15 protein-coding genes are annotated in these 21,604 nt (G+C 36.6%); 4 read left to right on the top strand and 11 right to left on the bottom strand.

Features of this window, described 5'->3' with window-relative positions; all coding sequences use genetic code 11:
* Positions 1-43: 43 nt before the first annotated feature.
* The 11 genes from ACFPVY_RS11700 to ACFPVY_RS11650 all read right to left on the bottom strand — a co-directional run bounded on the left by ACFPVY_RS11700 (position 44) and on the right by ACFPVY_RS11650 (position 18,215).
* A complete protein-coding gene (locus ACFPVY_RS11700; RefSeq protein WP_379792214.1) occupies positions 44-2,149 on the bottom strand; it encodes an energy transducer TonB in 2,106 nt (701 codons plus the stop codon).
* Between the two features lie 21 nt (positions 2,150-2,170).
* Complete coding sequence (gene deoC, locus ACFPVY_RS11695; RefSeq protein ID WP_379792212.1) at positions 2,171-2,914, bottom strand: deoxyribose-phosphate aldolase; 744 nt, start codon at positions 2,912-2,914, stop codon at positions 2,171-2,173.
* A gap of 46 nt (positions 2,915-2,960) precedes the next feature.
* Positions 2,961-3,341 carry a VanZ family protein gene (locus ACFPVY_RS11690; RefSeq protein ID WP_379792210.1) on the bottom strand — a complete coding sequence of 127 codons (381 nt, stop codon included), beginning with the start codon at positions 3,339-3,341 and terminating at the stop codon, positions 2,961-2,963.
* Positions 3,331-3,711 carry a glycine cleavage system protein GcvH gene (gcvH, locus tag ACFPVY_RS11685; RefSeq protein ID WP_379792208.1) on the bottom strand — a complete coding sequence of 127 codons (381 nt, stop codon included), beginning with the start codon at positions 3,709-3,711 and terminating at the stop codon, positions 3,331-3,333. The genes ACFPVY_RS11690 and gcvH overlap by 11 nt, the downstream gene beginning before the upstream one ends.
* 60 nt (positions 3,712-3,771) lie before the next feature.
* Complete coding sequence (gene sov / locus ACFPVY_RS11680) at positions 3,772-10,974, bottom strand: T9SS outer membrane translocon Sov/SprA (protein ID WP_379792206.1); 7,203 nt, start codon at positions 10,972-10,974, stop codon at positions 3,772-3,774.
* Positions 10,975-10,978: 4 nt separating this feature from the next.
* Complete coding sequence (ruvA, locus tag ACFPVY_RS11675) at positions 10,979-11,560, bottom strand: Holliday junction branch migration protein RuvA (protein ID WP_379792204.1); 582 nt, start codon at positions 11,558-11,560, stop codon at positions 10,979-10,981.
* A gap of 78 nt (positions 11,561-11,638) precedes the next feature.
* Positions 11,639-13,936, bottom strand: coding sequence for an NADP-dependent malic enzyme (locus tag ACFPVY_RS11670; RefSeq protein ID WP_379792202.1), 2,298 nt, complete (start codon positions 13,934-13,936; stop codon positions 11,639-11,641).
* A gap of 326 nt (positions 13,937-14,262) precedes the next feature.
* Positions 14,263-15,483 (bottom strand): DUF937 domain-containing protein, encoded by a 1,221-nt coding sequence (locus tag ACFPVY_RS11665; RefSeq protein WP_379792200.1) that lies wholly within the window; start codon positions 15,481-15,483, stop codon positions 14,263-14,265.
* A 223-nt stretch (positions 15,484-15,706) separates the two neighbouring features.
* Positions 15,707-16,657: a tRNA epoxyqueuosine(34) reductase QueG gene (queG, locus tag ACFPVY_RS11660; RefSeq protein ID WP_379792198.1), complete on the bottom strand. Its 951-nt coding sequence runs from the start codon at positions 16,655-16,657 to the stop codon at positions 15,707-15,709.
* Positions 16,658-16,794: 137 nt separating this feature from the next.
* Positions 16,795-17,817: a Holliday junction branch migration DNA helicase RuvB gene (ruvB, locus tag ACFPVY_RS11655; protein WP_379792196.1), complete on the bottom strand. Its 1,023-nt coding sequence runs from the start codon at positions 17,815-17,817 to the stop codon at positions 16,795-16,797.
* Between the two features lie 86 nt (positions 17,818-17,903).
* Positions 17,904-18,215, bottom strand: coding sequence for a GNAT family N-acetyltransferase (locus ACFPVY_RS11650; RefSeq protein WP_379792194.1), 312 nt, complete (start codon positions 18,213-18,215; stop codon positions 17,904-17,906).
* A gap of 114 nt (positions 18,216-18,329) precedes the next feature.
* On the opposite strand from ACFPVY_RS11650, the gene ACFPVY_RS11645 reads away from it, so the two are divergent.
* From ACFPVY_RS11645 to ACFPVY_RS11630, 4 genes are all read left to right on the top strand, one after another.
* Positions 18,330-19,748, top strand: a complete 1,419-nt coding sequence (locus tag ACFPVY_RS11645; protein WP_379792192.1) for an APC family permease — start codon at positions 18,330-18,332, stop codon at positions 19,746-19,748.
* A gap of 6 nt (positions 19,749-19,754) precedes the next feature.
* Entirely contained in the window at positions 19,755-20,489 is a 735-nt protein-coding gene (locus tag ACFPVY_RS11640) for a YqjF family protein (protein ID WP_379792190.1), read from the top strand.
* A gap of 12 nt (positions 20,490-20,501) precedes the next feature.
* Positions 20,502-21,008, top strand: coding sequence for a GNAT family N-acetyltransferase (locus tag ACFPVY_RS11635; RefSeq protein ID WP_379792188.1), 507 nt, complete (start codon positions 20,502-20,504; stop codon positions 21,006-21,008).
* 116 nt (positions 21,009-21,124) lie between these two features.
* On the top strand, positions 21,125-21,577 hold the full coding sequence (locus ACFPVY_RS11630) for a ferritin-like domain-containing protein (protein WP_379792186.1): 453 nt from the start codon (positions 21,125-21,127) through the stop codon (positions 21,575-21,577).
* Positions 21,578-21,604: the final 27 nt, after the last annotated feature.

Genomic DNA, 21,604 nt, shown 5'->3' with positions numbered 1-21,604 from the left:
ATTCACAAAAAACAGTTGATTTGACAACTATGTGATTTTTTTGCTAGAAATCCATATACCAATTAAAGATATCCGCTCTAAATCCGAGTGAAAACCAAGTGGTGCTTTGTTTAAAATCACGAGCGGTTTCTACGGTTGGGTCAAAATTTCTATAAATCAAACTTCCAAATAATTTCAAATTTGTAGCCGGATTAATCAAATAACCCGCTTGCAAATCAGCAATTAAAATCGTGGTTTTATTTCCTTGTGCAATCGAAACTCCTGTATCATAAGGTCTGTCGATGTCGTAATCTTTGTAAATATTTCCGCCATAATTGAACGAATTCTCTGGCGTATCGAAATCCAATCCACGCTGACCATACGTCAGTTTTCCGTCGGCAAACCATCTTCCTTTGAAATATCTTGCAATGGCAATGAATTCTCTGAAATTTCCACCCCATTGATGTCCCATGCTTTGGTTGGAATGCGCATAATTCGTCAACGGATTGCTGTGCGAATACACATACGGGCGAACGTGATTGTATTCAATTTGAAGCAAAAGATTGTCAATGTTAAAAGCGTCGAAATATTTTGCGCCAAGTTGATATCCTAATTTATTTTTCCAGCTATTTTCTCCGCCAGTCATATCTCCAACCGAAAATTCATCGATTAAAAGTTGTCCATAACCTTGAACTTGATTCGAGAATTTATATTTTGTAGTCAGTCCTAAAACGGCATTTCCCGATTTTGAAGAAGACGAAAATTCAACAGCGCGGTAAAAAATAATCGGGTTTATGAAACTCGCGTCAAAACCTCGCTCATTCTGATTCGACCAAACGACAGACTCAAACAAACCAACATTCCATCTTTTTGTTACATTATAACTCAAATAGTGATTTGCCATGAATTTTGTAGCGTATGTGCCGTCAACAGTCACATCCGGACGCACATCTTTTAGCCACATATAGGTATTTGTGTATTTTATTTTCCAAAAATTGGTATTGATTTTAAAAAAAGGATACGGACTTGCACCATCACCTTCAAGCAATGAACGATAGCCATCTCCAATAAAATTTCTGCCATAACCCAATTGCAAATTGATAAATCGGCTTGGAGTATAAGTTATATTTGCTTCCGCCAAAGGAAAATCATAAGCATCTTCCTTAAACCTTTTTGAAATTCCCACACCCGGAATCACCGCTGGATTTCCTCCAGAAGGCGCTAAAGTTTCGATATAATCATTGTAATAACCAGCAAATCTTCCTTGACTTTCAAAAATAGTTGTTGTAAAACTTAGCTCTTTTCCGATTTCGCCTTGTACTTGAATTCCTCTCGTATTTACAAAAGTGCTTGCATCTGCATCGCTACTTTTTCCTACTCTCAAATCAAAAATCGGATTTACCGTAAACCAATATCCTTCGCCTTGAATCTGAACAAAATTTTCATTCCAAAGTTTTCTTCCAGCATACGATTTTTTGTCTTTCATCAACAACTTATTCGCTTCTTCCAAATCATAATATTTTGAAACTTCAGCATAAGAATAAGGCTTTGAAGCCGTATGATTATTAGCTCCAACTTGATTTAAAGCGCGATCAAAAGTTGAGTATAAATTATGCGAAAACGGAATATTCAAATGACTTTTCAACTGCGGATTATTGAATTTTTGATAAACAATACTATCAAATTCAATAAGCTCTTTTTTTCTATCACGAAAAACTGAATTCGTTTTTTCAGCAACAGGATTGGCATTTATCGCATCTGGCTTTACCAGAGGAATTGCGATTTTAATGGTATATTTTGCATAAGTAGGACTTCCGTTGTAAGTGGCCGGTTTCACCTTTTCAAGCGATTCAAAAACACGTTTGCTTTCTTCAATCAAAGAAGTTTCAATCGCATCCACATATTGCACTTTAAAAACACCTGCAGTATCAACTTCAAAAAGAACGATGACGTTTCCTTGATAGTTTTTTGCCGTAATTTCTTGAGGAACTTTAAAATTATTGAAAACAAAATCTTGAAGTTGGTTATAAAAACAAGCTTCGAGATTTTTAGACTGCATTCCTTCACAAACCAGAAAAACAGGAAACTGTTCTCTGTCGCCAATTGTGTTTTGGGCTTGAAAAGTAAAAACGCTTAAAAGCAAAAATGCAACCGTCAGAAAATTTTTCATTGACAAAATATACAAGGAATTTTAATAATCACTTTTTGAAATTTCTCCATTTGCAATTGCTTTTGCAGACGAAGTTCCAATTCTTTTTACGCCAAGACGAATCATTTCTTGCGCTTTTTCATAAGTTCTAACACCGCCTGCCGCTTTCACAGGAAGTGGCGATGCGTTTTCTAACATCATAATTACCGCAGGAACTGTCGCTCCGTTTGGTAAATTATCTTCCGTTTTAAAAAATCCGGTTGACGATTTTACAAAAACCGAAGGAATAGTATCTTCAGAAAAATTTGAAATCACCACATTTTTTACCAAGCAAGAAAGGTGCATAATTTGTTGGCTGTTTAAAGCCGCAACTTCAATAATCCATTTGACAATTTTGTGATGGGCAAGCCCAAGTTTTGTTCCTTGCAGAATTTCTTCTTTGACCAAATCAATTTGGCCTTTTTTGAACGCTTCGTAATTACAAACAAAATCGAGTTCATCGGCTCCGTCTTCAATCGCTTTTTTTGCTTCTTGCAATTTATTTTCCAACGAATAATTTCCTTCTGGAAAACCAATTACGGTTCCGACCAAAACTTTTGAATTGGCTTTTGAAATCATTTCTTTGGCCAAAGAAACCATATTTGGGCGAATCATTATCAATTTAAAATTCTCGTCGATGGCTTCTTGAACAAAACCGCTGACTACTTTTTCATTTTCTGAATCGCTCAAACCAGCCTGTTCTGGCGTCTTGAGATATGTTGAATCTAAATATTGCTTGATATCCATTTGATAAAAATAAAAAAATCCCACCGAAGCGGGATGTTTTTGTAAATTATTTTTTAAACTTTTTTGTATAAATCGCCATTAACAACAATCCGATTGTTGCGCCAATTGTGTTTGCAACAGCGTCTTTTACATCAGCCTGCCGATTATCGGTAAATGTTGACTGGCAAAACTCTATGAAAACTCCAAAAATTACGGAGAGCATAAATACAATCAAAAAAAGTTTTGGCGTGCTTTCAATTTTATTTTCAAGGTATAAAAACCATAAAATCGAAAATATTGCGTAAAATCCTAAATGCGCCACTTTGTCAATATTCTCAACGTTTGCAGCGGGAACATCAGACATATCTACCAAACAAGCTACCGTAATGGCAATCGTCCAGAAAAGCGCTAACGCAAGAAAAAGAACTATTTTTTTATTACGCTCCAATTAAGTTTTTGTAAGCTTCGCTATCTAATAATGAATCGAAATCAGCAACGTCAGCCACTTTTACTTTCACCATCCATCCGTCTCCATAAGGATCAGAATTTACTTTTTCTGGAGTTGTTTCAAGAGATTCATTGAATTCAACGATTTCTCCAGCTAATGGCAAAAATAAATCTGAAACCGTTTTTACTGCTTCAACCGTACCGAAAACCTCATCTTTTTCTAAAGTTTGGTCAAGCGTTTCCACTTCCACATAAACGATGTCTCCTAATTCTTTTTGTGCAAAATCTGTAATTCCTACAGTTGCGATATCTCCTTCTAAGCTAACCCACTCGTGGTCTTTTGTGTACTTTAAATTTGCTGGTATGTTCATTGTTTGTTGTTTTTGGGCAAATGTATTATTAACTTCTATATTTTTAAAGTGTTTTCCAAATTAATTTCCAAAGTTATATCGCAATGTGAAACCAGAGCGGATATTCGTCAAAGGGAATGAAGTTGAAATCACAGCTTTTGAGAATGAATGATCATAATAGAAAATCGCTGTCAGGTTTTTGCTGAAGGCGTAATCAGCAGTCAATTTTAAAGACCAAATATCTTGTCCGCCAGCCAATTGATTATTGTCATAATCCAAATATCTTACAATTGTATTCGAATTTCTCATCGTAAAATCAGCTTTTAAATTGATATCGCTTCTGATTGTATTTGTTGGATTGTCTGCCAATCTTGACGTGATCACAACATCTTTAAATCGATATCCAAGACCTAAAGTATATTCTAAACCTTTTACTTCTGTCAATAAATTATTGTCAAAACTCATCGAAAGCGATCTGTCTTTTTTCATTTCGGCTAAAACTTTGAAAGAACTTTTCAATTCAAAATCCAATCGAACCAGCGGATTAAATTGCTCCACAAGGTTTACATTTGAAATAATTGTTTTGCTTAACAAGTTGCCACTCGCATCTACGGCATCACGATTTTGATCGTATTCAAAATTTGAACGGAATGAATTAACAGTGTAAGATGCGCGATAAGCATGTCTGATCGAAAGACGTTTAAATCTATCTTTAAAGAACTTATATTGCATCAAACCAGTGTAAGTCACAGTCCAGTTTGGAATTGGAATATTTCTGAATGCACCCAATGAAACGCCACCAGCATCACCGCCAGTATAAGCTGCCAAGAACGACGGCAACAGCACAGATTGGCTTGCTTTACCAAAACCAACAGGATAACCGTCAGCCGTTTTTGGAAAATCAGGTGTTCCATAATAGCTCGTCGCCAAACGATTTGCGACAACAATTCTATTGCTTCTAAAATCATCAAAAGCAGCAGACGAAATTTCATCACTTTTGCTGAAAGAAGTTTTTAGCATTATTGTAGAAATCGAGAAATTACCATAGTTATAAGGAGATCTTGAATTATACAATCCATCTTCTGAAACATCATATTGCTCAGAGAAATTTTCGGTCAGCGATCGATCTGCAGTTACATCAATATTAAATCCTTGGAACAAGTCAACTCTTGCTGTCATGTTCAAAACCTTTGAAGAAACCTGCGTATAATTTTGATTGAAATCTTGATAATTTGTCAACCATCCATTTTTCGCCGCCTCATATCTGATATCTGACTGACTTCCTAAAACGAATCCTAGTGATGGTTTTGTTGTCCCTAAGAAACCAACTCCGGGAATAAAACCGGGAAGAACTGTTCCTTCATTCTGCGTATAATTAATCTGAACATTTTTTATACTTGTTGCAACTCCGATCAATCCGTCTAAGAAAACATTTCCGTCTCCTGTTTTTGGCTTGGTTTGAGTCGCCACCTTTTCACCTGGTTTTGGCGGAGCAACAGTTCCTAATCTTGCGACAGTTTTTGGTTTTTTGGTTAATCCGATGTACTTATAAAATAAATCCATATTTAATGCGGTGTTCAAACGATGAGAACCTGCATTTTGAATCGTGTTTCCAAGATTAAAAGTTCCTTCTTCAGTTGAAATCACTGACAATGCGTCTGTTGAACGTTGCCAATTATAATCTCCTGTATAAGAATAAGTTGCTTTCACAAAGGCAAGTGCCGGAATTTTATTTATAGGCAAATCATAGTTCACAACAAGTTGCTGTATTTGCTGATTTGCTTCACCTATATTCCAATAATCATCCCAAATTGTGAAATCATCCATCGGAATATTATTTTCATCTAAATAGTTTCTCACAATATTATTTGTTGAAGCCGTGTAGTTGACTTTTAATGCTTTTGTCAAATTATAATTGAATCCATACTGGTAATTGAACATGTAATTTCTTCTGTAAAGCGGACTCAAACCAATTCCTTGAATATCAACATCTCTATATTCTTGTCTGTTATATTGACGAATAATATTTGAGCTGAATGACACAGTCGAAGGCAAATAATTCAAGTTAAAATCACTCAACATTTTCCAGTATGAACTTTTTTTCATGAAAGCCGTTTTCTTGAAAGGTTCCAATGTTTTTGGCTGAAATGCAAAGTTATAATCAACCGAAGTTCTAACTTGCTGATCACGCATGTCTTTCACCTCATAATCGTGATGCTCAATTTCATTATAAGAGTAAGACAATGTTAAATTTTCTGGGTCATAAAAGTGCTGTTTTTGCTCGGCAGCGCGTTCTTTTTTAACTCCGATAAAATTAATACTTGTTCTTTTTGTATAATCAATTGCTCTGCTTTTCAGGTTCTCCCTTTCTGCTGCATCGCTAGTATTGTCAATCAACTCGTCTAACTTGATATCTTGGTTAAATGGATCATATTGTGGCGTGATCGTTTCTTCCCCAATTCCATAATTGAATGGTAGATTTACGCCCCATTTTTTAGGAAGCAGTTTTCCAAGATTAAGATTTGTAACGATATCATATTGCTGAATATCTTCTCTACTTCTTTCATTTGGCCCTTGTTCAAGTGATCCAAATCCGATTGTGCTAATTCTTCCTGTTGCAGAAAGCGTTGCAAAATCTGCTAAATTTCCGTCGAAACTTGCAATTGCAGCCATACCTCCTTTATTGTCCATTTCAGCAAGACGAAGCTCATTAAACCAAACTTCACCACGAATATCATCGCCACTGCGGTTTTTCAAACCAACCATCAGTGTTCTAACTAAACCAAAATTTGGATTTCCTTTGATCCCCAATCGAAGTGGATTTATTCTTCCTGCCAATGAGCCATCAAGTTCAAAATCGTCTATATATTTTATTCCAAGAGCATCTTCAACCAACCCGCTTGAAGCGCTCATCGCTAGTATTTTCAACTTTGTAAGCAACGCAAGAGACAAATCGATTTCATTCGCTTCTGGCCAAATTTCCTCTGCACTTAAAGATCGGCTTTGACGCGTCACTTTCAGCGGAATCTCAACTTGATAGAAGTTTTGAGTAAAGTCATTACCAAATCTGATGAAAGCTACCATTTGGTCATCCTGAAGCGATTGCACTTCGGTTGGTTCTGGTAAAGCTTCTGCGTGTAAGAACATTTTAAGTTTCTTAAACTGTCTCATATCAACACTTACATTTTTAAAAACCCCGCGAGAATCTCCAGGCTCCAAACCTCCTAAACCAGGAAGCGCCGTATTAGCTTTTGAAATTCTTAACGAAAGTGATTGCTCATTTTGGTTGATAATTGTATTGCTATTATACAATTGTTCTCTCACAACTCCCGGAGGCGTCATGTATTTTATCGGACTTCTGTCTCCGTTTTCTTGAATATTAACCGCCAAAACATCTAATTGAGTGTCATCTTGATCATTAACAACATCTGTTTGTTCTAACGGATCTAAGGTTTTCACATAACGCCTCCATTCTCCACGAACTAAATCTAAAGCACCGAAACGCAATGTAACTTGTTCATTAAATCCAGTCATAAACATTCTCATGAAACGAATTGATCGGAAATCTGAAATAGTCCCCACAGTATTTGTTGGTTGCGCCACCGGAATTTTTAATTGAATCCATCTTGCATTGGTTGTTCCTCCACCCGGAAGATCTGCTGTAGGAGTTCTTACGTCTGTCACATAAGGACTGTTTTCTGGCGACATATCTGGCAAGATATCAATACTATATTCATAATAAGCATTGATTTCATTCATGGTATTATCACGGTTGATATCTTCAGTATCAGGCAAGGTGGTTGAACCTCTATTGGTATCACCAAGTTCAACCGGTGAATTTCCTTGAACACCATTATAATTTTTATAGCGTTGAATCACATCACCGTTTGCGCTTAAAAAGTATTGGTAATTATCTGCTGCTGGATCGGCATTTCCTGCAAAAGCCGGAAACATTGATGCTTCTTCAGCGTCATTTAAACCATCTAAACCAACATCTTGAAAGGCTCTATTTCCTGTTTCTGTATCAAAAGCGTAAATCAGCGATTGTGAAATTGGAATTTTACCCCAAATTGTAGAATACGTTTGTTGTGTAGAACCCGCTCCTGGCAAACCATTTTCATATTGTTTTCTTCCGTCTTTTAAAACATCTTCAGAAATTTCTCCTAAGTTGAATACCAATTTACCAACATTTTGCTGAGAAACACCTCCATTTTGTTGCACATTATCATAAGGATCCAAAACCCAAACTTGAATGTATTCCACGTTCGATTGCTCAAAGTTTGTAGAATTTATAGCACGCATAATTCCTCCAAAATTAGTTGTAGCTTCCGTTGGCGTAAAAGTATTTGTTGACGAAGCGGCCGGATTAAAATTGTAAGGTCCTCTTTCTTGAGGGAAATATGTCAAATCTAACGTATTGATAACCGTTTGTTGACCAACTGCAATATCAGTTTCTGGGTACAATTCTCGGCTATAAATTCTTCTAGTGCTGTATAATTTTAAGTCATCAACAGAAACTCCACTCGGACGCTGCACATAAAAAGTTGGATCAATTGAATACCAAGCCAATTTTGCTCTTTTGAATCCATAATTTATAGTGTTTAAAGAAGCTCCAAAGTCTGCAAAATCACTCGTCGCGTTCCATGCTGGCACACTTGACAAGCTCCAAGAAAAAGGAGAACGCATGTCAATTGTCGTTTGTGAACCTTCAAAATCATCAACATAAATGGTAGATTCTCCGTCAAATTTATCTGCTTTTGGCGTATCTGGTTTTAAGTAAGCAATTTCTCCTCTGAATGAAATATTTGAGGGAACATCAGTATCAATATTTGGAAGTTTATTTACCAATCTAGTCAAAAACGGAACCTCAGTAGAATAGTTTGTATTCATTCCAAAGATGGTATTGTTTACCGACTCTTGCCCATAATTTGATTTTTGTGTAAACGGTCTTTCAGACATTTTCAACAAAGTGGCTCCAACAACAAATTTATCATTGAATTTATGTTCGACATTAACTCCGAAGAAACGTCTTGTTTGTTGACCAAAAACGGCATTATTTTCCAAGGAAATTTCGATTGGCGTACCCGAAGCTTGTAACGAAGCATCTAAGATTTGAACCATTCCTCTTTGATAATTTACCGTATAATCAACACCTTCAACCAAAACACGTCCGCCGGAAGTTACAGTTACCGAACCTTGAGGCACGTTAAAAGCACCGATGGCGATTCCATCACCAGATGTAGATTTGAATTTTCCTTTTAATTGAAATTTATTTTTATCACTGTCTTGCAACGCCGCCGCCTGCGTACTCGCATACATGCTTGTGTAAACATATTTTGTTTGGTTGGCATTATACGTCAACGGTTGCTCATAATCTGCTCCAGAACCTGTAGTGTTTAATTTATTGAACAAATGTTTACCAAATGGCTCTACAGTCGTGAAAATAACACGTCCGTTTTGCTGATCAACAGTTAAACCCGGAATAAAGTCAAAGAAACCATCACCATTGGCTTGCGGATCGTTTGTGTAATTCAATCTATCTACGTTAAAAACACGCAATAAAGGCGTTTGGTCTACATCTGCTGGCAAAGGATTTCCAGCCACCGGCGTAATATAATTCAACGGCGATGGATCAGTGTACATGATATTCAGCTTGAAATCCTCTTGCTCCAATTGATAAGCTCCAGGAAGTGAATAGATGTTTTTCATCATCAAATTCCAAACTGGCTTGTTCACGTTTGTCAAGTTGCTTTTCAGCATTTTCAAAATCAAACTTTGCGTTGTTGGAATTCCGTTGCTTACTTGCGTTGCATCAACTCCGTCAGTACCAAATTCTCCCACTTGATATACATCGCTTCCAATTGTATATTGATAAGCTACCGCCAAAACCTCGTCGTTTGTTAATTTTTGAGCTAACGAAATATATCCTAATTGAGGATGAAATGTAAATTCATTTGCCGATAATTTTCTAGCATTTTCAAGTTTAGAATAATCTGTTCCTTCGCTCACAGTTACTCCAGAAAAACCAGCACTTGCCGTTGCAATTTCACGAATTGAATTATTTAAAATTCCTGTTGTTCCAATTCGTGCTGGGTCAAATCTGTTGTTCGAGTTTTTTGAAGGAGTATTTGCCGGCGCCGTAAACAAATTCGTTGATGGTGTCAAAGAAACCACTTCACTATCAGGCAAACCTGGCAATTGTGACTCCCCTAAATCTTGAAGCGCAATGATATTTCTTAAGTTGTTATCTGTTGTACTAACGCGATTTTGACGATTCGTCACCCAAACCTCAATTCTAGTAATCTGAACGCGACTGTCAATTAAAGGATAATTTCTTAACGACTCGTCATATTTATTTCTAAAATATTGTGACAAGAAAAAGTGCCTGTCGGCGTCGTAATCTAAGGCAAATATCTCGAAATTCTGAACAGTTCCACCACCTTCAGCAGTCACTGTTCTGGTTTGAGATTTTTGTTCAGAGAAAATTCCGGTAACGGTTGTTTTCCCAAACTGCAATTGTGCTTTTACACCAAAAAGACTTTGAGCTCCGCGAATAAGGGAGCTGTTTAAAGGTAAACTTACGTTTCCGACTTCAATTTTTTGGATGATATCGTCTTCCGTCGGAGTGTATTCTAATTTGATTAAATTTTGGAAAGCAAAAGTAGATTCGGTATCATAATTCGCATTTACTGCTAATCGAGTTCCCACTTTTCCCATTAAACTCATACTGATTCTTTGGTCAAAATCAAACGTGGTTGTTGTTCTATTTCTAGGCGAAAGCGACGGATTGTCTTGTTTCGTATATCGAACTCCCAAATCCATTTCAACGGAACCTGTCGGTTTTACGTCGATTGTATTTCCTCCAAAAATGGTTTCAAAAAAGCTTGAATTCACATAATATCTTGGGAGCAGATCTTTTTTATTTGCCTCGGTTCCTGTTTTTTTACCGTCAATCGCATCTGATTTTTGCTTGAAATAAGCACGCATCGACTCACGCAAAATTAACTCTTCATATTCTGTCGGAGTTAAGATTACCGGATAATTTACATTAAAACCATTAACGGTATTTGTATAAACATATCGATCTAAAATTGGATCATAAGTGTACGCTTCTAAAATTGAAACAGGATTTTTAAGTTCAATTTTTCCAGAAGAATATCCTTTTGGAATTGAATCTTGATCTTCTTCCTCTTGGGCTTGTAGAGTTACACTAAAAAATAACGAAATCAGCCATAAGCTAATTTTAAAGCTACTTGTAATGCCTTTAGTATAGTTTGTTTTCAAGTATTTATAAGTTTTTTAAGGCTTGTTTGATAATGTTCTCGATCGATGCAGAAGGATTTTCTTTAACAATTTTTTCAACGGATTTTTCCGCCAATTTTCTGTTAAATCCAAGAACTTCCAAAGCAGATAACGCTTCGTCCTTGTTTGTATTGCCTTGCGAAATAGAAACTTCGTCTAAATCATACACTTTTAACACTTTATCCTTTAAATCAAGGATTGCGCGTTGCGCTGTTTTGCTTCCGATTCCTTTGATGGATTGTATGGTAGCTACATCTCCCGAAGCAAGCGCTTGTATGATTTGTTTTGGCTCAATTGAAGAAAGCATTGTTCTGGCAATACTAGCGCCAATGCCAGAAACAGAGAGAAGCATTTTAAAAATTTCTCTCTCTGATTTCTCGGCAAAGCCAAATAAAGTGTGGGCATCTTCTTTAATTTGCAAATACGTGAAAAGCTTTACATTTTCAGCATCTGGTATCAAAGAGTAAGTATGTAGAGAAATATTGACTTGATATCCCACGCCATTGCAGTCTATGACTACTTCGGTTGGATTTTTTTCCACCAATTTCCCTTGTAAATGTGCTATCATCAATCGTTAAATAATTCCCAAATGTAGGGAAAAAGTTTTATTGAAAATAGCTAATCGGTTATGAAGCAAAAAAATATGTTAAAAATTAACTTTTATCGCCTTGTTTTTCTTCTCTTTTTCTTGAGCGTCAACAACTGCAACAGCGGCCATATTGACCATTTCTTCCACGCTTGCTCCTAATTGAAAAATGTGAACCGGTTTATCCATTCCCATCATAATTGGTCCGATGGAAACTGATTTATCTAATTCTTTCAGCATTTTGTAATTGATATTTGCTGCTTCCAAATTTGGAAAAATCAACGTATTTACCTTTTTTCCAGCTAATTTTGAAAACGGGAATTTCTTCTGAAGCATTTCAGAATTCAAGGCAAAATCCGCTTGAATTTCTCCATCAACAACCAAGTCTGGATAATATTTGTGAAGGTAAGCCACGGCTTCTGCCACTTTTTGGGCACTTTTGTCTTGAGACGAACCAAAATTTGAAAACGAAACCATTGCAATCACAGGTTCCATTCCAAATAAACGAACTGTTTTTGCGGTCATCAGAGCAATTTTAGCCAAATCATCCGCAGAAGGATTTGGATTTATCGCTGTATCTGACAAAAAAATCGGACCTCTTTTGGTCATCATCATATTGGTAGTCGCAATTCTAGAAACGCCCGGGGCCATATCCACTAACTGCATCATTGGTTTCACAACCGAAGGATAACTGCGAGAATAACCTGTAACCAAAGCATCTGCTTCGCCTTCATTTACCATCATTGCAGCGAAATAATTTCTCTCTCGCATCCATTTTTGGGCATCAAGCAAACTCGTTCCTTTTCTTCTTCGTGATTCCCAAAAAGAATTTGCATAACGCAATCTTCTTTCGTCTTCTTCTGAAGTTTTTGGGTCGATAATAGTTACGTCAGCATCAAAACCCAACTCATCTTTTAGTTCTTGGATAATTTCTTTGTCTCCCAACAAAATAGGAGTTCCAATTTTTTCTTCCCAAACAATTTGAGCTGCTTTCAAAACATCTAAATGGTCTGCTTCTGCAAAAACCACACGTTTTGGGTCTGATTTTGCACGGTTTGCCAAAAGACGAACCATTTTATTATCAGAACCTAATCTTTCCAAAAGTTCTTCTTCATATTTGTCCCAATCGTGAATTGGATGAAGCGCAACTCCTGATTCCATTGCCGCTTTTGCAACCGCTGGAGCTACAACCGCAATTAATCTTGGATCAAACGGTTTTGGAATAATATAATCTCTACCAAAAATCAACTTGGTTTCGCCATAAGCAATATTTACCTGCTCTGGAACTGATGCTTTTGCTAATGCTGCCAAAGCACGAACCGCCGCCATTTTCATCGCTTCGTTGATTTTTGTAGCACGAACGTCTAACGCACCACGGAAAATATATGGAAAACCAAGAACGTTATTTACTTGGTTAGGATGGTCAGAACGGCCAGTCGCCATAATGATATCTTTTCGAGTTGCGATTGCAACATTATAATCAATCTCAGGAATCGGGTTTGCCATGGCAAAAACAATCGGGTCATTTGCCATTTCCAGAAGCATTTCTGGCGTCATAATATTTCCTGCAGAAAGTCCGAGGAAAACGTCAGCGCCAACCAAAGCTTCGCCTAAAGTAATATTTTTTGGTCCTTTTGAATATCTTCTTTGCACATCAGACAAGTCATTTCTATCATCAGAAAGAACGCCGTCTTTGTCAAACATGATCACATTATCTGGATTAATTCCTAACAAAACATACAAATTCGCGCAAGCCAAAGCCGCTGAACCTGCTCCAGAAATTACGATTTTTACGTCTTCAATTTTTTTGTCAGCTAATTCTAAAGCGTTCAATAAAGCCGCCGAAGAAATAATTGCAGTTCCATGTTGGTCATCGTGCATCACTGGGATATTCAGTTCTTCCACCAATCGTCTTTCAATTTCAAAAGATTCTGGCGCTTTGATATCTTCCAAGTTAATTCCACCAAAAGTTGGCGCGATATTTTTTACGGTTTCGATGAACTTTTCAATGTCTTTTGTATCTACTTCAATGTCAAAAACATCGATGTCAGCAAAAATTTTGAACAATAAAGCCTTTCCTTCCATCACTGGTTTTGATGCTTCTGGACCGATATCGCCTAGACCTAAAACCGCGGTTCCGTTTGAAATTACGGCTACCAAATTACCTTTTGCCGTATATTTATAAACGTTGTTTACATCTTTTACAATTTCAAGGCAAGGCTCTGCAACACCCGGCGAATAAGCCAATGACAAATCTCTTTGCGTTGCATAAGCTTTTGTTGGAACCACCTCAATTTTTCCCGGTGATGGTTTTGCGTGGTATAAAAGTGCTTCTCTTCTTTTGCTGTACTTGTTCATTTTTCTAGATTTATTCCGACTTGCAAAGGTAAAGGTATGGATGAAATTGAGAAACTTTTATGTCCATTCTTTTTAGCTAGTTTATTTAAATGTGCTTTTGTATTTTATTATCTAAAATTTAAGACTCTTTAAAAATCAGCATACTGATTTAAACCCGCTTTAATCTTTATATTTCAATGCCGTCAGAATGCATGCGTGCGACTTTTGACATTACTGAGCTTTACCTTTTAGTAAATTAGTATTAGTTCTAAAAGCAAAAAAGGCCTCATGATTGAGACCTTTTTGCTAATAAAGATTAATTGTTAACCTAATAAAACTAAAATGATTTAACTCTTTTTCGTGATTCTAATCCCAATTCTTCTGTTTTGCGCTCTTCCCTCTTCGGTTGCGTTATCAGCTACAGGAAACTGGTCTCCATATCCTTCAGCGGCAACTCTTTTAGAATCAACTCCCAGTTTTACCAATTCGGCCATTACTGATTTTGCTCTTCCGTCAGAAAGTTTCAAATTTGTGGCTGCATCACCGGTGTTATCAGTATAACCTCCTAATTTTATTTCCATTGCGGGATATGCTTTCATTATTTCAGCAACATTTTTTAACTGCTCTTGAGAATCGGCGGTTAAAGTAGATTTTCCTGTATCAAAAAGCAATCTATCAAAATTGAACCAGGTCTTTTTATCAACTACTTTTGTTTCGTCATTCATCCACGTGATGATCTGGCTTTCCACTCCATTTTGAGGAACGTTTAATTCAACCCCATTTGGCAATTTAAATTTAAAAAACGCCCCTAATTTTGCTGCCAGGTCGCTTATTGCAGAACCGGTACCGGCAACTGTGGTATCTACCTTTTCAATCGCTGTACTTACTTTTGTGTTTAATGTATCCACGACTGTTGTGCTTGCGTCCGGTGCTTTATCGCAACGCTTTGTAAAAAAGTACAGGGCAACCAACGCGGCAAGAATTAACAATAATGGCAACAGCCATTTTGGCAACCCGCTTGACTTTTTTTCGATATGTTCAGTTTTAAATTCTTTTACAGAATTTCCAAAGTGAAACATTGAGCCTAAACCGCTTGGCAATGCTGCCAAAATACTGCTTTTTTCAGAAGACAACAGATTTGTCAAGCCAGATGCAGAAGTTCCTGATTTTCCAAAATGAGCCATAATCATGGGACCAATCATACCCAACAAGGCAGTTACTGATGAACCTTTTACTCCTCCAATGTTAGAAAGAAAGTCAGTAATTGACGACAGCTTGTTACCAAAAATCTGGCTTAAGAACAATGAACTCTTATCTTCTCCCTTTGTTAAATAAGACGGCAAATCAGAAAATACAGATTGGCTGCTTGATTGAGAAACCATATTCATAATTGTGTCAGTTCCGTTTGGATGTTCTGACTTTTTCACAAGTCCCGCCAAAAATGTTGGAATTGCAACAGAAATTGTTTTGGAAATACCGGTTTGGGATTCTCCTAACAAGGCACTTGCTTTTGAAACTAAGTCTGGCGTAATGTATTCAGAAATTGATTCTACTAAATTTTTTGACATAATTGATAAGTTTAAGTTTAATATATAACAAATATATCTAATATATTTAACAATTTATTCTATATAAAAAATATTTATTCAAAAAATTCAATAAAATAAATTAATAAACAAAACTTACTAATTTAACCGCAAAAATGAAACGAACGTAAATTTAAAACTATTCGTCATTTTAAGTCATAATTAAAATAGTTCGGGGAAATAAAATGAAAAAAAATAAAGGAGTTTAACTTTCTTTTGGAATTTTTAAGAAGTCGATATTTCTCTTTATCCCAGCAAATTTTGTTCGCTTTACAGCAGAATTTTTAAAAACGGCTTTAAAAGTATCTTCGGTAATTTCTTCCCAATCTTTTTTCGTCATCGAAAGCAATTCTGGATGCGGATTAAAAAGCGGTTCTTTGTGCGGTTTTGAGAAGCGATTCCACGGACAAACATCTTGACAGACATCGCACCCGAAAGCCCAATTATCAAACTTTCCCTTCATTTCTGACGGAATATTTTCTTTTAATTCTATCGTAAAATACGAAATACATTTGCTTCCGTCCACAACATATGGCGAAACAATAGCTTCGGTCGGGCAAGCGTCGATACATTTGGTACACGAACCGCAATGGTCAGTCACGGAGTTGTCATATTCCAAATCTAGATCGACAATTAATTCGGCAATAAAGAAAAAAGAACCAACTTGCTTGCTCAATAAATTGCTGTTTTTACCAATCCAACCAAGGCCACTTTTCGAAGCCCAAGCCTTGTCTAAAACTGGAGCAGAATCCACAAAAGCACGCCCAGAAACTTCACCGATATTCTCTTGAATTGAAAAAAGCAGTTCTTTTAATTTTTCTTTGATGACAAAATGATAATCTTGTCCGTAAGCGTATTTTGAGATTTTATAAGTGTCTTCGCCGTTGATTTGCGTTTGCGTTTCTTCGGGATAATAATTTAAAAGCAAAGAAATCACGGATTTTGAATCATCTACCAATAATGTTGGGTCTAGTCTTTTGTCGAAATGGTTTTCCATGTAAGACATTTGGCCGTGTGCGTTATTTTTCAACCAAGCTTCTAAACGAGGCGCTTCTTGTTCTAAAAATCCGGCTTGAGATATGCCACAAGACAAAAATCCGAGGCGAGCGGCTTCGGATTTAATGAATTTTGTGTATTTCTCTTTGTTGGAAATCATCTTGGATTTTCTATAATTGGGAACGCGGATGACACGGATTTTACTGATTTACGCAGATTCTTGTCTTTTCTAAAAATATTTTAACCGTCAACTTTGTCTTCCCGACGAAGGAGGAATCTCTGCAAAAATCTTAAATTCTAAAAAAGTCCTCCTTGAACATTCATCCTCACTTTTCCCAGATGTTTATAAGCCTTTTCAGTCACTTCTCTACCTCTTGGCGTTCGCATAATGAAACCTTCTTGAATCAAAAATGGCTCATACACTTCTTCAATCGTCTCGCCACTTTCAGAAACTGCGGTTGCCAAAGTTGACAATCCGACTGGGCCACCTTTGAATTTATCGATGATTGTGGTTAAAATTTTATTGTCCATTTCGTCTAAACCGTGCGCATCGACGTGCAATGCTTTCAATGAAAAACGCGCGATTTCAATATCGATGCTTCCGTTTCCTTTTATTTGGGCAAAATCACGAACTCTTCTTAATAACGCATTTGCAATCCTAGGAGTTCCGCGACTTCTTCCAGCGATTTCAATCGCCGCTTCCATTGTTATGGGCATTTTTAAAATGGCAGAACTTCTTTCAACAATTGATGTCAAAAGTTCTGTAGTATAATATTGTAATCGGCTTTGGATTCCGAAACGGGCTCGCATTGGAGCTGTCAATAATCCGGAACGAGTTGTGGCTCCGACCAATGTAAACGGATTCAGATTCAACTGAACGGTTCTGGCATTCGGTCCCGATTCAATCATAATATCAATCTTAAAATCTTCCATCGCAGAATATAAATATTCTTCCACAATCGGGCTCAAGCGGTGAATTTCATCAATAAACAAAACATCACGTTCTTCAAGATTGGTCAGCAAACCCGCCAAATCTCCAGGCTTATCTAAAACCGGCCCCGACGTAATTTTTATTCCAACACCCAATTCATTTGCTAAAATATTGGCAAGCGTCGTTTTTCCCAAACCCGGAGGTCCGTGGAAAAGCGTGTGATCCAAGGCTTCGTTTCTTTGGTTGGCGGCCTGCACAAATACTTGCAAATTCTCCAAAACTTGGTCTTGTCCAGTGAAATCATCAAAAGACAGCGGCCTCAATTTTTTTTCTAAATCGAGTTCTTCGTGATTGTAGTTTTGGTTTGTTGGGTCTAAATTTTCATTCATGTGGCAAAGATAGAGAAAGTAAGTCGAAAGTTTAAAAGTCGTAAAGTCAAAAGCAATAATAGTCTGTCAAATTTCAAACTATATTTTTAATCTACATTATAACCTTTTGCCAAAAGCGTTTTCCATTCTGGATGTTTTCTTAGATATGAAGCAACAAATGGGCAAAGTGGCGCTAAAGTATATTGGTTTTCTTTGATGTATTTTAAAGATTTTTCGACAATGCTTCCGCCGACACCTTTTCCTTCTAACGCTTTTGGAACTTCGGTGTGGGTTAAAAACATTACGTTGTCGTTTGTCAAAATATATTCTACGAAAGCTTTGTGATTTTCCACTTCCATCTCGAATCTTTTTTTGTCTTCGTTTTTGACCAATTCAAGGTCAGCATATTTATCACTCATAGCAGTAATTTTAGATTTGTTGTGGAAAGATACTCAAAAATCAAGTTGCATCAAAATTCAGATTTTTTAATATCTTTAACAGAAATTAACCACAACTCAACCAAACTGATTTTTATGGAAAACCACGACGAAGACAATAATTTAAAAAGAGAACTTGGATTATTAGACGGAACGATGCTTGTCGTTGGGTCGATGATTGGTTCGGGAATTTTTATCGTCAGTGCTGATATTGCAAGGCAAGTTGGTTCTGCGGGTTGGCTTACTTTGATCTGGATAATTTCTGGACTGATTACCGTAATTGCAGCTGTAAGTTATGGAGAATTAAGTGCGATGTTCCCAAAAGCGGGCGGTCAATATGTTTATTTGAAAGAAGCTTATAACAAATTAATTGCTTTTTTATATGGATGGAGTTTCTTCGCGGTCATCCAAACCGGAACAATTGCAGCTGTTGGAGTTGCCTTTTCAAAATTCGCCGCTTATCTATACGAACCTTTGAGTGATGAAAATATCCTTTTTGATTTGGGTTATTTCAAACTAAATGCAGCTCAAATTGTTTCTATTATTACAATTATTTTATTGACATATATTAATAGTCGTGGCGTAAAGAACAGCAAAATGCTTCAAACCGTAATGACAATTATCAAAATTATGTCGCTTCTTGGATTGATTGTCTTCGGATTTATTTTGGGTGCCAAAGCAGAAATTTGGGACGCAAATTGGGCCGATGCTTGGAATACGCAATCCTTTAATACAAAAACAAATTCTTGGTTTCCTATAAGCGGTTCGGCGTTAATTACCGGAATTTCTGCAGCAATGGTCGGCTCTTTATTTTCAAGTGATGCATGGAATGGCGTGACTTTTATCGCCGGAGAAATTAAAAATCCAAAGCGAAATGTGGGCTTGAGTTTATTTCTTGGAACTTTTATCGTGACCGTAATTTATATTTTGGCGAATTTGATGTATTTGGCCGTAGTTCCGTTTGAGGAAATTGCTACGGCAAAATCAGATCGTGTGGCCGTTGTTGCTGCCAATTATATCTTCGGAAATATCGGCACTTTGATCATCGCCATTATGATTATGATTTCCACTTTTGCTTGCAATAACGGATTGATCATGGCTGGAGCAAGGGTTTATTATACGATGGCAAAAGATGGATTATTCTTTAAAAAAGCAGCTATTTTAAATTCGGCTAGCGTTCCAGCTTGGGCTTTGTGGGCACAATGCATTTGGGCATCGGCGTTGTGCTTAACTGGGAAATATGGCGCTTTATTAGACTTTGTAATGATCATCGTAATCATTTTTTATATCTTAACTATCTACGGAATTTTTATCCTACGAAGAAAAATGCCAGACGCAGAAAGACCTTATAAAGCATTTGGTTATCCATTTTTACCTTTCGTTTATATTCTTTCCGCTTCGGCATTGTGTGTTGCTTTATTGATTACACGATTTGAAACCTGCGGTTGGGGCGTTTTAATTATGTTGGCTGGAATTCCTGTTTATTATTTATCAAAACCAAAAGAACAAATTTAATTTGCTATGATTCGGAAGATTTTAGAACAAAGTTCGCATCGCCCTTGGGAAATTCCGAAAGATCGTTGGCGATTTTACCAAGAATGGAATGATGCAATTTTTCTGCATTGGGAAGTTGATTTGGAAGAATTGAAAAAACATGTTCCGAAGGAATTGGAGATTGATTTATTCGAAGGAAAGCCTTGGGTTTCGGTTGTGGCTTTTGCAATGGAAGAAATTCGTCCAAGGTTTTTGCCTGCATTTGCTCCTATTTCTAATTTCTTTGAAATAAATGTTCGGACTTACGTGAAAACGAAAAGCAAAACCGGCGTTTATTTTTTGAGTATGGAAGGGGGGAAAGATCTGTCTTGCAAAGTGGCTAAATTGATTTCGGAACTTCCTTACCGATTTTCGAGTATTAAACGTGAAATGGAATATTACCGTTCTTCAAATTCTGAATTTGGAGATAAATTAGACATCAAATTTAAAATCGGTCAAGCCGTACAAAAAACTGAAATCGACCTTTGGTTAACCGAACGATATGCTTTGTTTCAAGACACCAAAAACTTCATCAACGAATATGAAATCCACCATCAAGAATGGCCAATCAGAGAAGCCATTGTTGAAAATATTGAGTTGCATTATCCAAGATTAGAGAAATTAATAGGAAGAAAACCTGACTTAGTTAATTATTCTGAAGGCGTAAAAGTGGTTGCTTGGGGAAAGAAAAAAATTAGAAAAAGCGATTGGGATAATCGTTAAATCTTAAAACGTATGAATATTGAAAAAATAGAAACGGAACGATTACTTCTTATTCCGTTTACAAAACAATTGTGCCATTTGGTCAATGATAAAAATTTTGTTGCGCTTCAAAATAACGGATTGAATGCTGGCGAAGGTTATCCTGATCAAGAAACTTTGGACACCATTCCGAAGATTGTTGCAAATATCGAATTGTCAAATGGTCCAACTGGATTTGAATCTTGGGTGATAATTACAAAACAGGAAATGAAAATTATCGGTGATGTTGGGTTCAAAGGAATTCCCAACCAAGCTGGTGAAATTGACTTGGGCTATGGAATCATTGCAAGCGAACGACAAAAAGGTTATGCTTTTGAAGCAGCAAAAGCTTTGTGTGATTGGGCGATTTCTCAGGAAAATGTAAATACAATTACGGCAAAATGTTTGGTTGAAAATGAAGGTTCTTATAAAACATTAGAAAAATTAAACTTCAAAAGAATCACTGAAGACGAATCGATGTTTCATTATATTTTCAAATAATTGACGCTATCAGATGCAATGTTGCTAAACTTGTAACCTTGTGCCAAAATCTTGTAATACCTTTTCCTTTTTTAATTCGGAAATTTATAATAGTAAATTATAAAAACAAATTAGACATGGAAAATTCAAAAAACATTGATGCTTTAAACAAGTTAATTGAGATTAATAACGACCGCATCGAAGGATATGAAACGGCTTCAAAAGAAGCAAAAGACACCGATTTAAAATCTTTATTTGGAGAGTTGGCTGCTACAAGTCACAAAAATGTTTCTGAATTGAGTTCTGAAGTTACAAGACTTGGCGGAAAGCCAGAAGAAGGAACAAGAGTTACTGGAAAATTCTTCAGAGCTTGGATGGATGTAAAAGCGGCCTTGACAGGAAATGATCGTCACGCGATTTTGGATTCTTGCGAATTTGGTGAAGACAAAGCTTTAGAAACTTATGAATCAGTACTTGAAAAAGGTAATGAATTATCTGGAGAGCACACCCAATTGGTTTCTCAACAACAGACAACTTTGAGAGCTGATCACGATAGAGTTAAGGCTTTAAGAGATGCTTCTGCAAACTAAAAAACTTCGAATGTGAAGTTTTTTAAT

It is taken from the genome of Flavobacterium qiangtangense (genome assembly GCF_042658345.1).
GTDB lineage: Bacteria > Bacteroidota > Bacteroidia > Flavobacteriales > Flavobacteriaceae > Flavobacterium > Flavobacterium qiangtangense.
The sequence above is the reverse complement of the archived record's forward strand: the minus strand, read 5'-3'. Positions and strand labels throughout refer to the sequence as shown.

Bases quoted from the DNA above. Each gene is read 5' to 3' on its own strand.
- ACFPVY_RS11650 (WP_379792194.1), bottom strand. From the start codon at position 18,215: ATGAGTGATAAATATGCTGACCTTGAATTGGTCAAAAACGAAGACAAA.
- ACFPVY_RS11630 (WP_379792186.1), top strand. From the start codon at position 21,125: ATGGAAAATTCAAAAAACATTGATGCTTTAAACAAGTTAATTGAGATT.
- ACFPVY_RS11645 (WP_379792192.1), top strand. From the start codon at position 18,330: ATGGAAAACCACGACGAAGACAATAATTTAAAAAGAGAACTTGGATTA.
- ACFPVY_RS11700 (WP_379792214.1), bottom strand. From the start codon at position 2,149: ATGAAAAATTTTCTGACGGTTGCATTTTTGCTTTTAAGCGTTTTTACT.
- ruvA (WP_379792204.1), bottom strand. From the start codon at position 11,560: ATGATAGCACATTTACAAGGGAAATTGGTGGAAAAAAATCCAACCGAA.
- ACFPVY_RS11635 (WP_379792188.1), top strand. From the start codon at position 20,502: ATGAATATTGAAAAAATAGAAACGGAACGATTACTTCTTATTCCGTTT.
- ACFPVY_RS11665 (WP_379792200.1), bottom strand. From the start codon at position 15,483: ATGTCAAAAAATTTAGTAGAATCAATTTCTGAATACATTACGCCAGAC.
- ACFPVY_RS11640 (WP_379792190.1), top strand. From the start codon at position 19,755: ATGATTCGGAAGATTTTAGAACAAAGTTCGCATCGCCCTTGGGAAATT.
- deoC (WP_379792212.1), bottom strand. From the start codon at position 2,914: ATGGATATCAAGCAATATTTAGATTCAACATATCTCAAGACGCCAGAA.
- queG (WP_379792198.1), bottom strand. From the start codon at position 16,657: ATGATTTCCAACAAAGAGAAATACACAAAATTCATTAAATCCGAAGCC.
- ACFPVY_RS11670 (WP_379792202.1), bottom strand. From the start codon at position 13,936: ATGAACAAGTACAGCAAAAGAAGAGAAGCACTTTTATACCACGCAAAA.
- gcvH (WP_379792208.1), bottom strand. From the start codon at position 3,711: ATGAACATACCAGCAAATTTAAAGTACACAAAAGACCACGAGTGGGTT.
- ruvB (WP_379792196.1), bottom strand. From the start codon at position 17,817: ATGAATGAAAATTTAGACCCAACAAACCAAAACTACAATCACGAAGAA.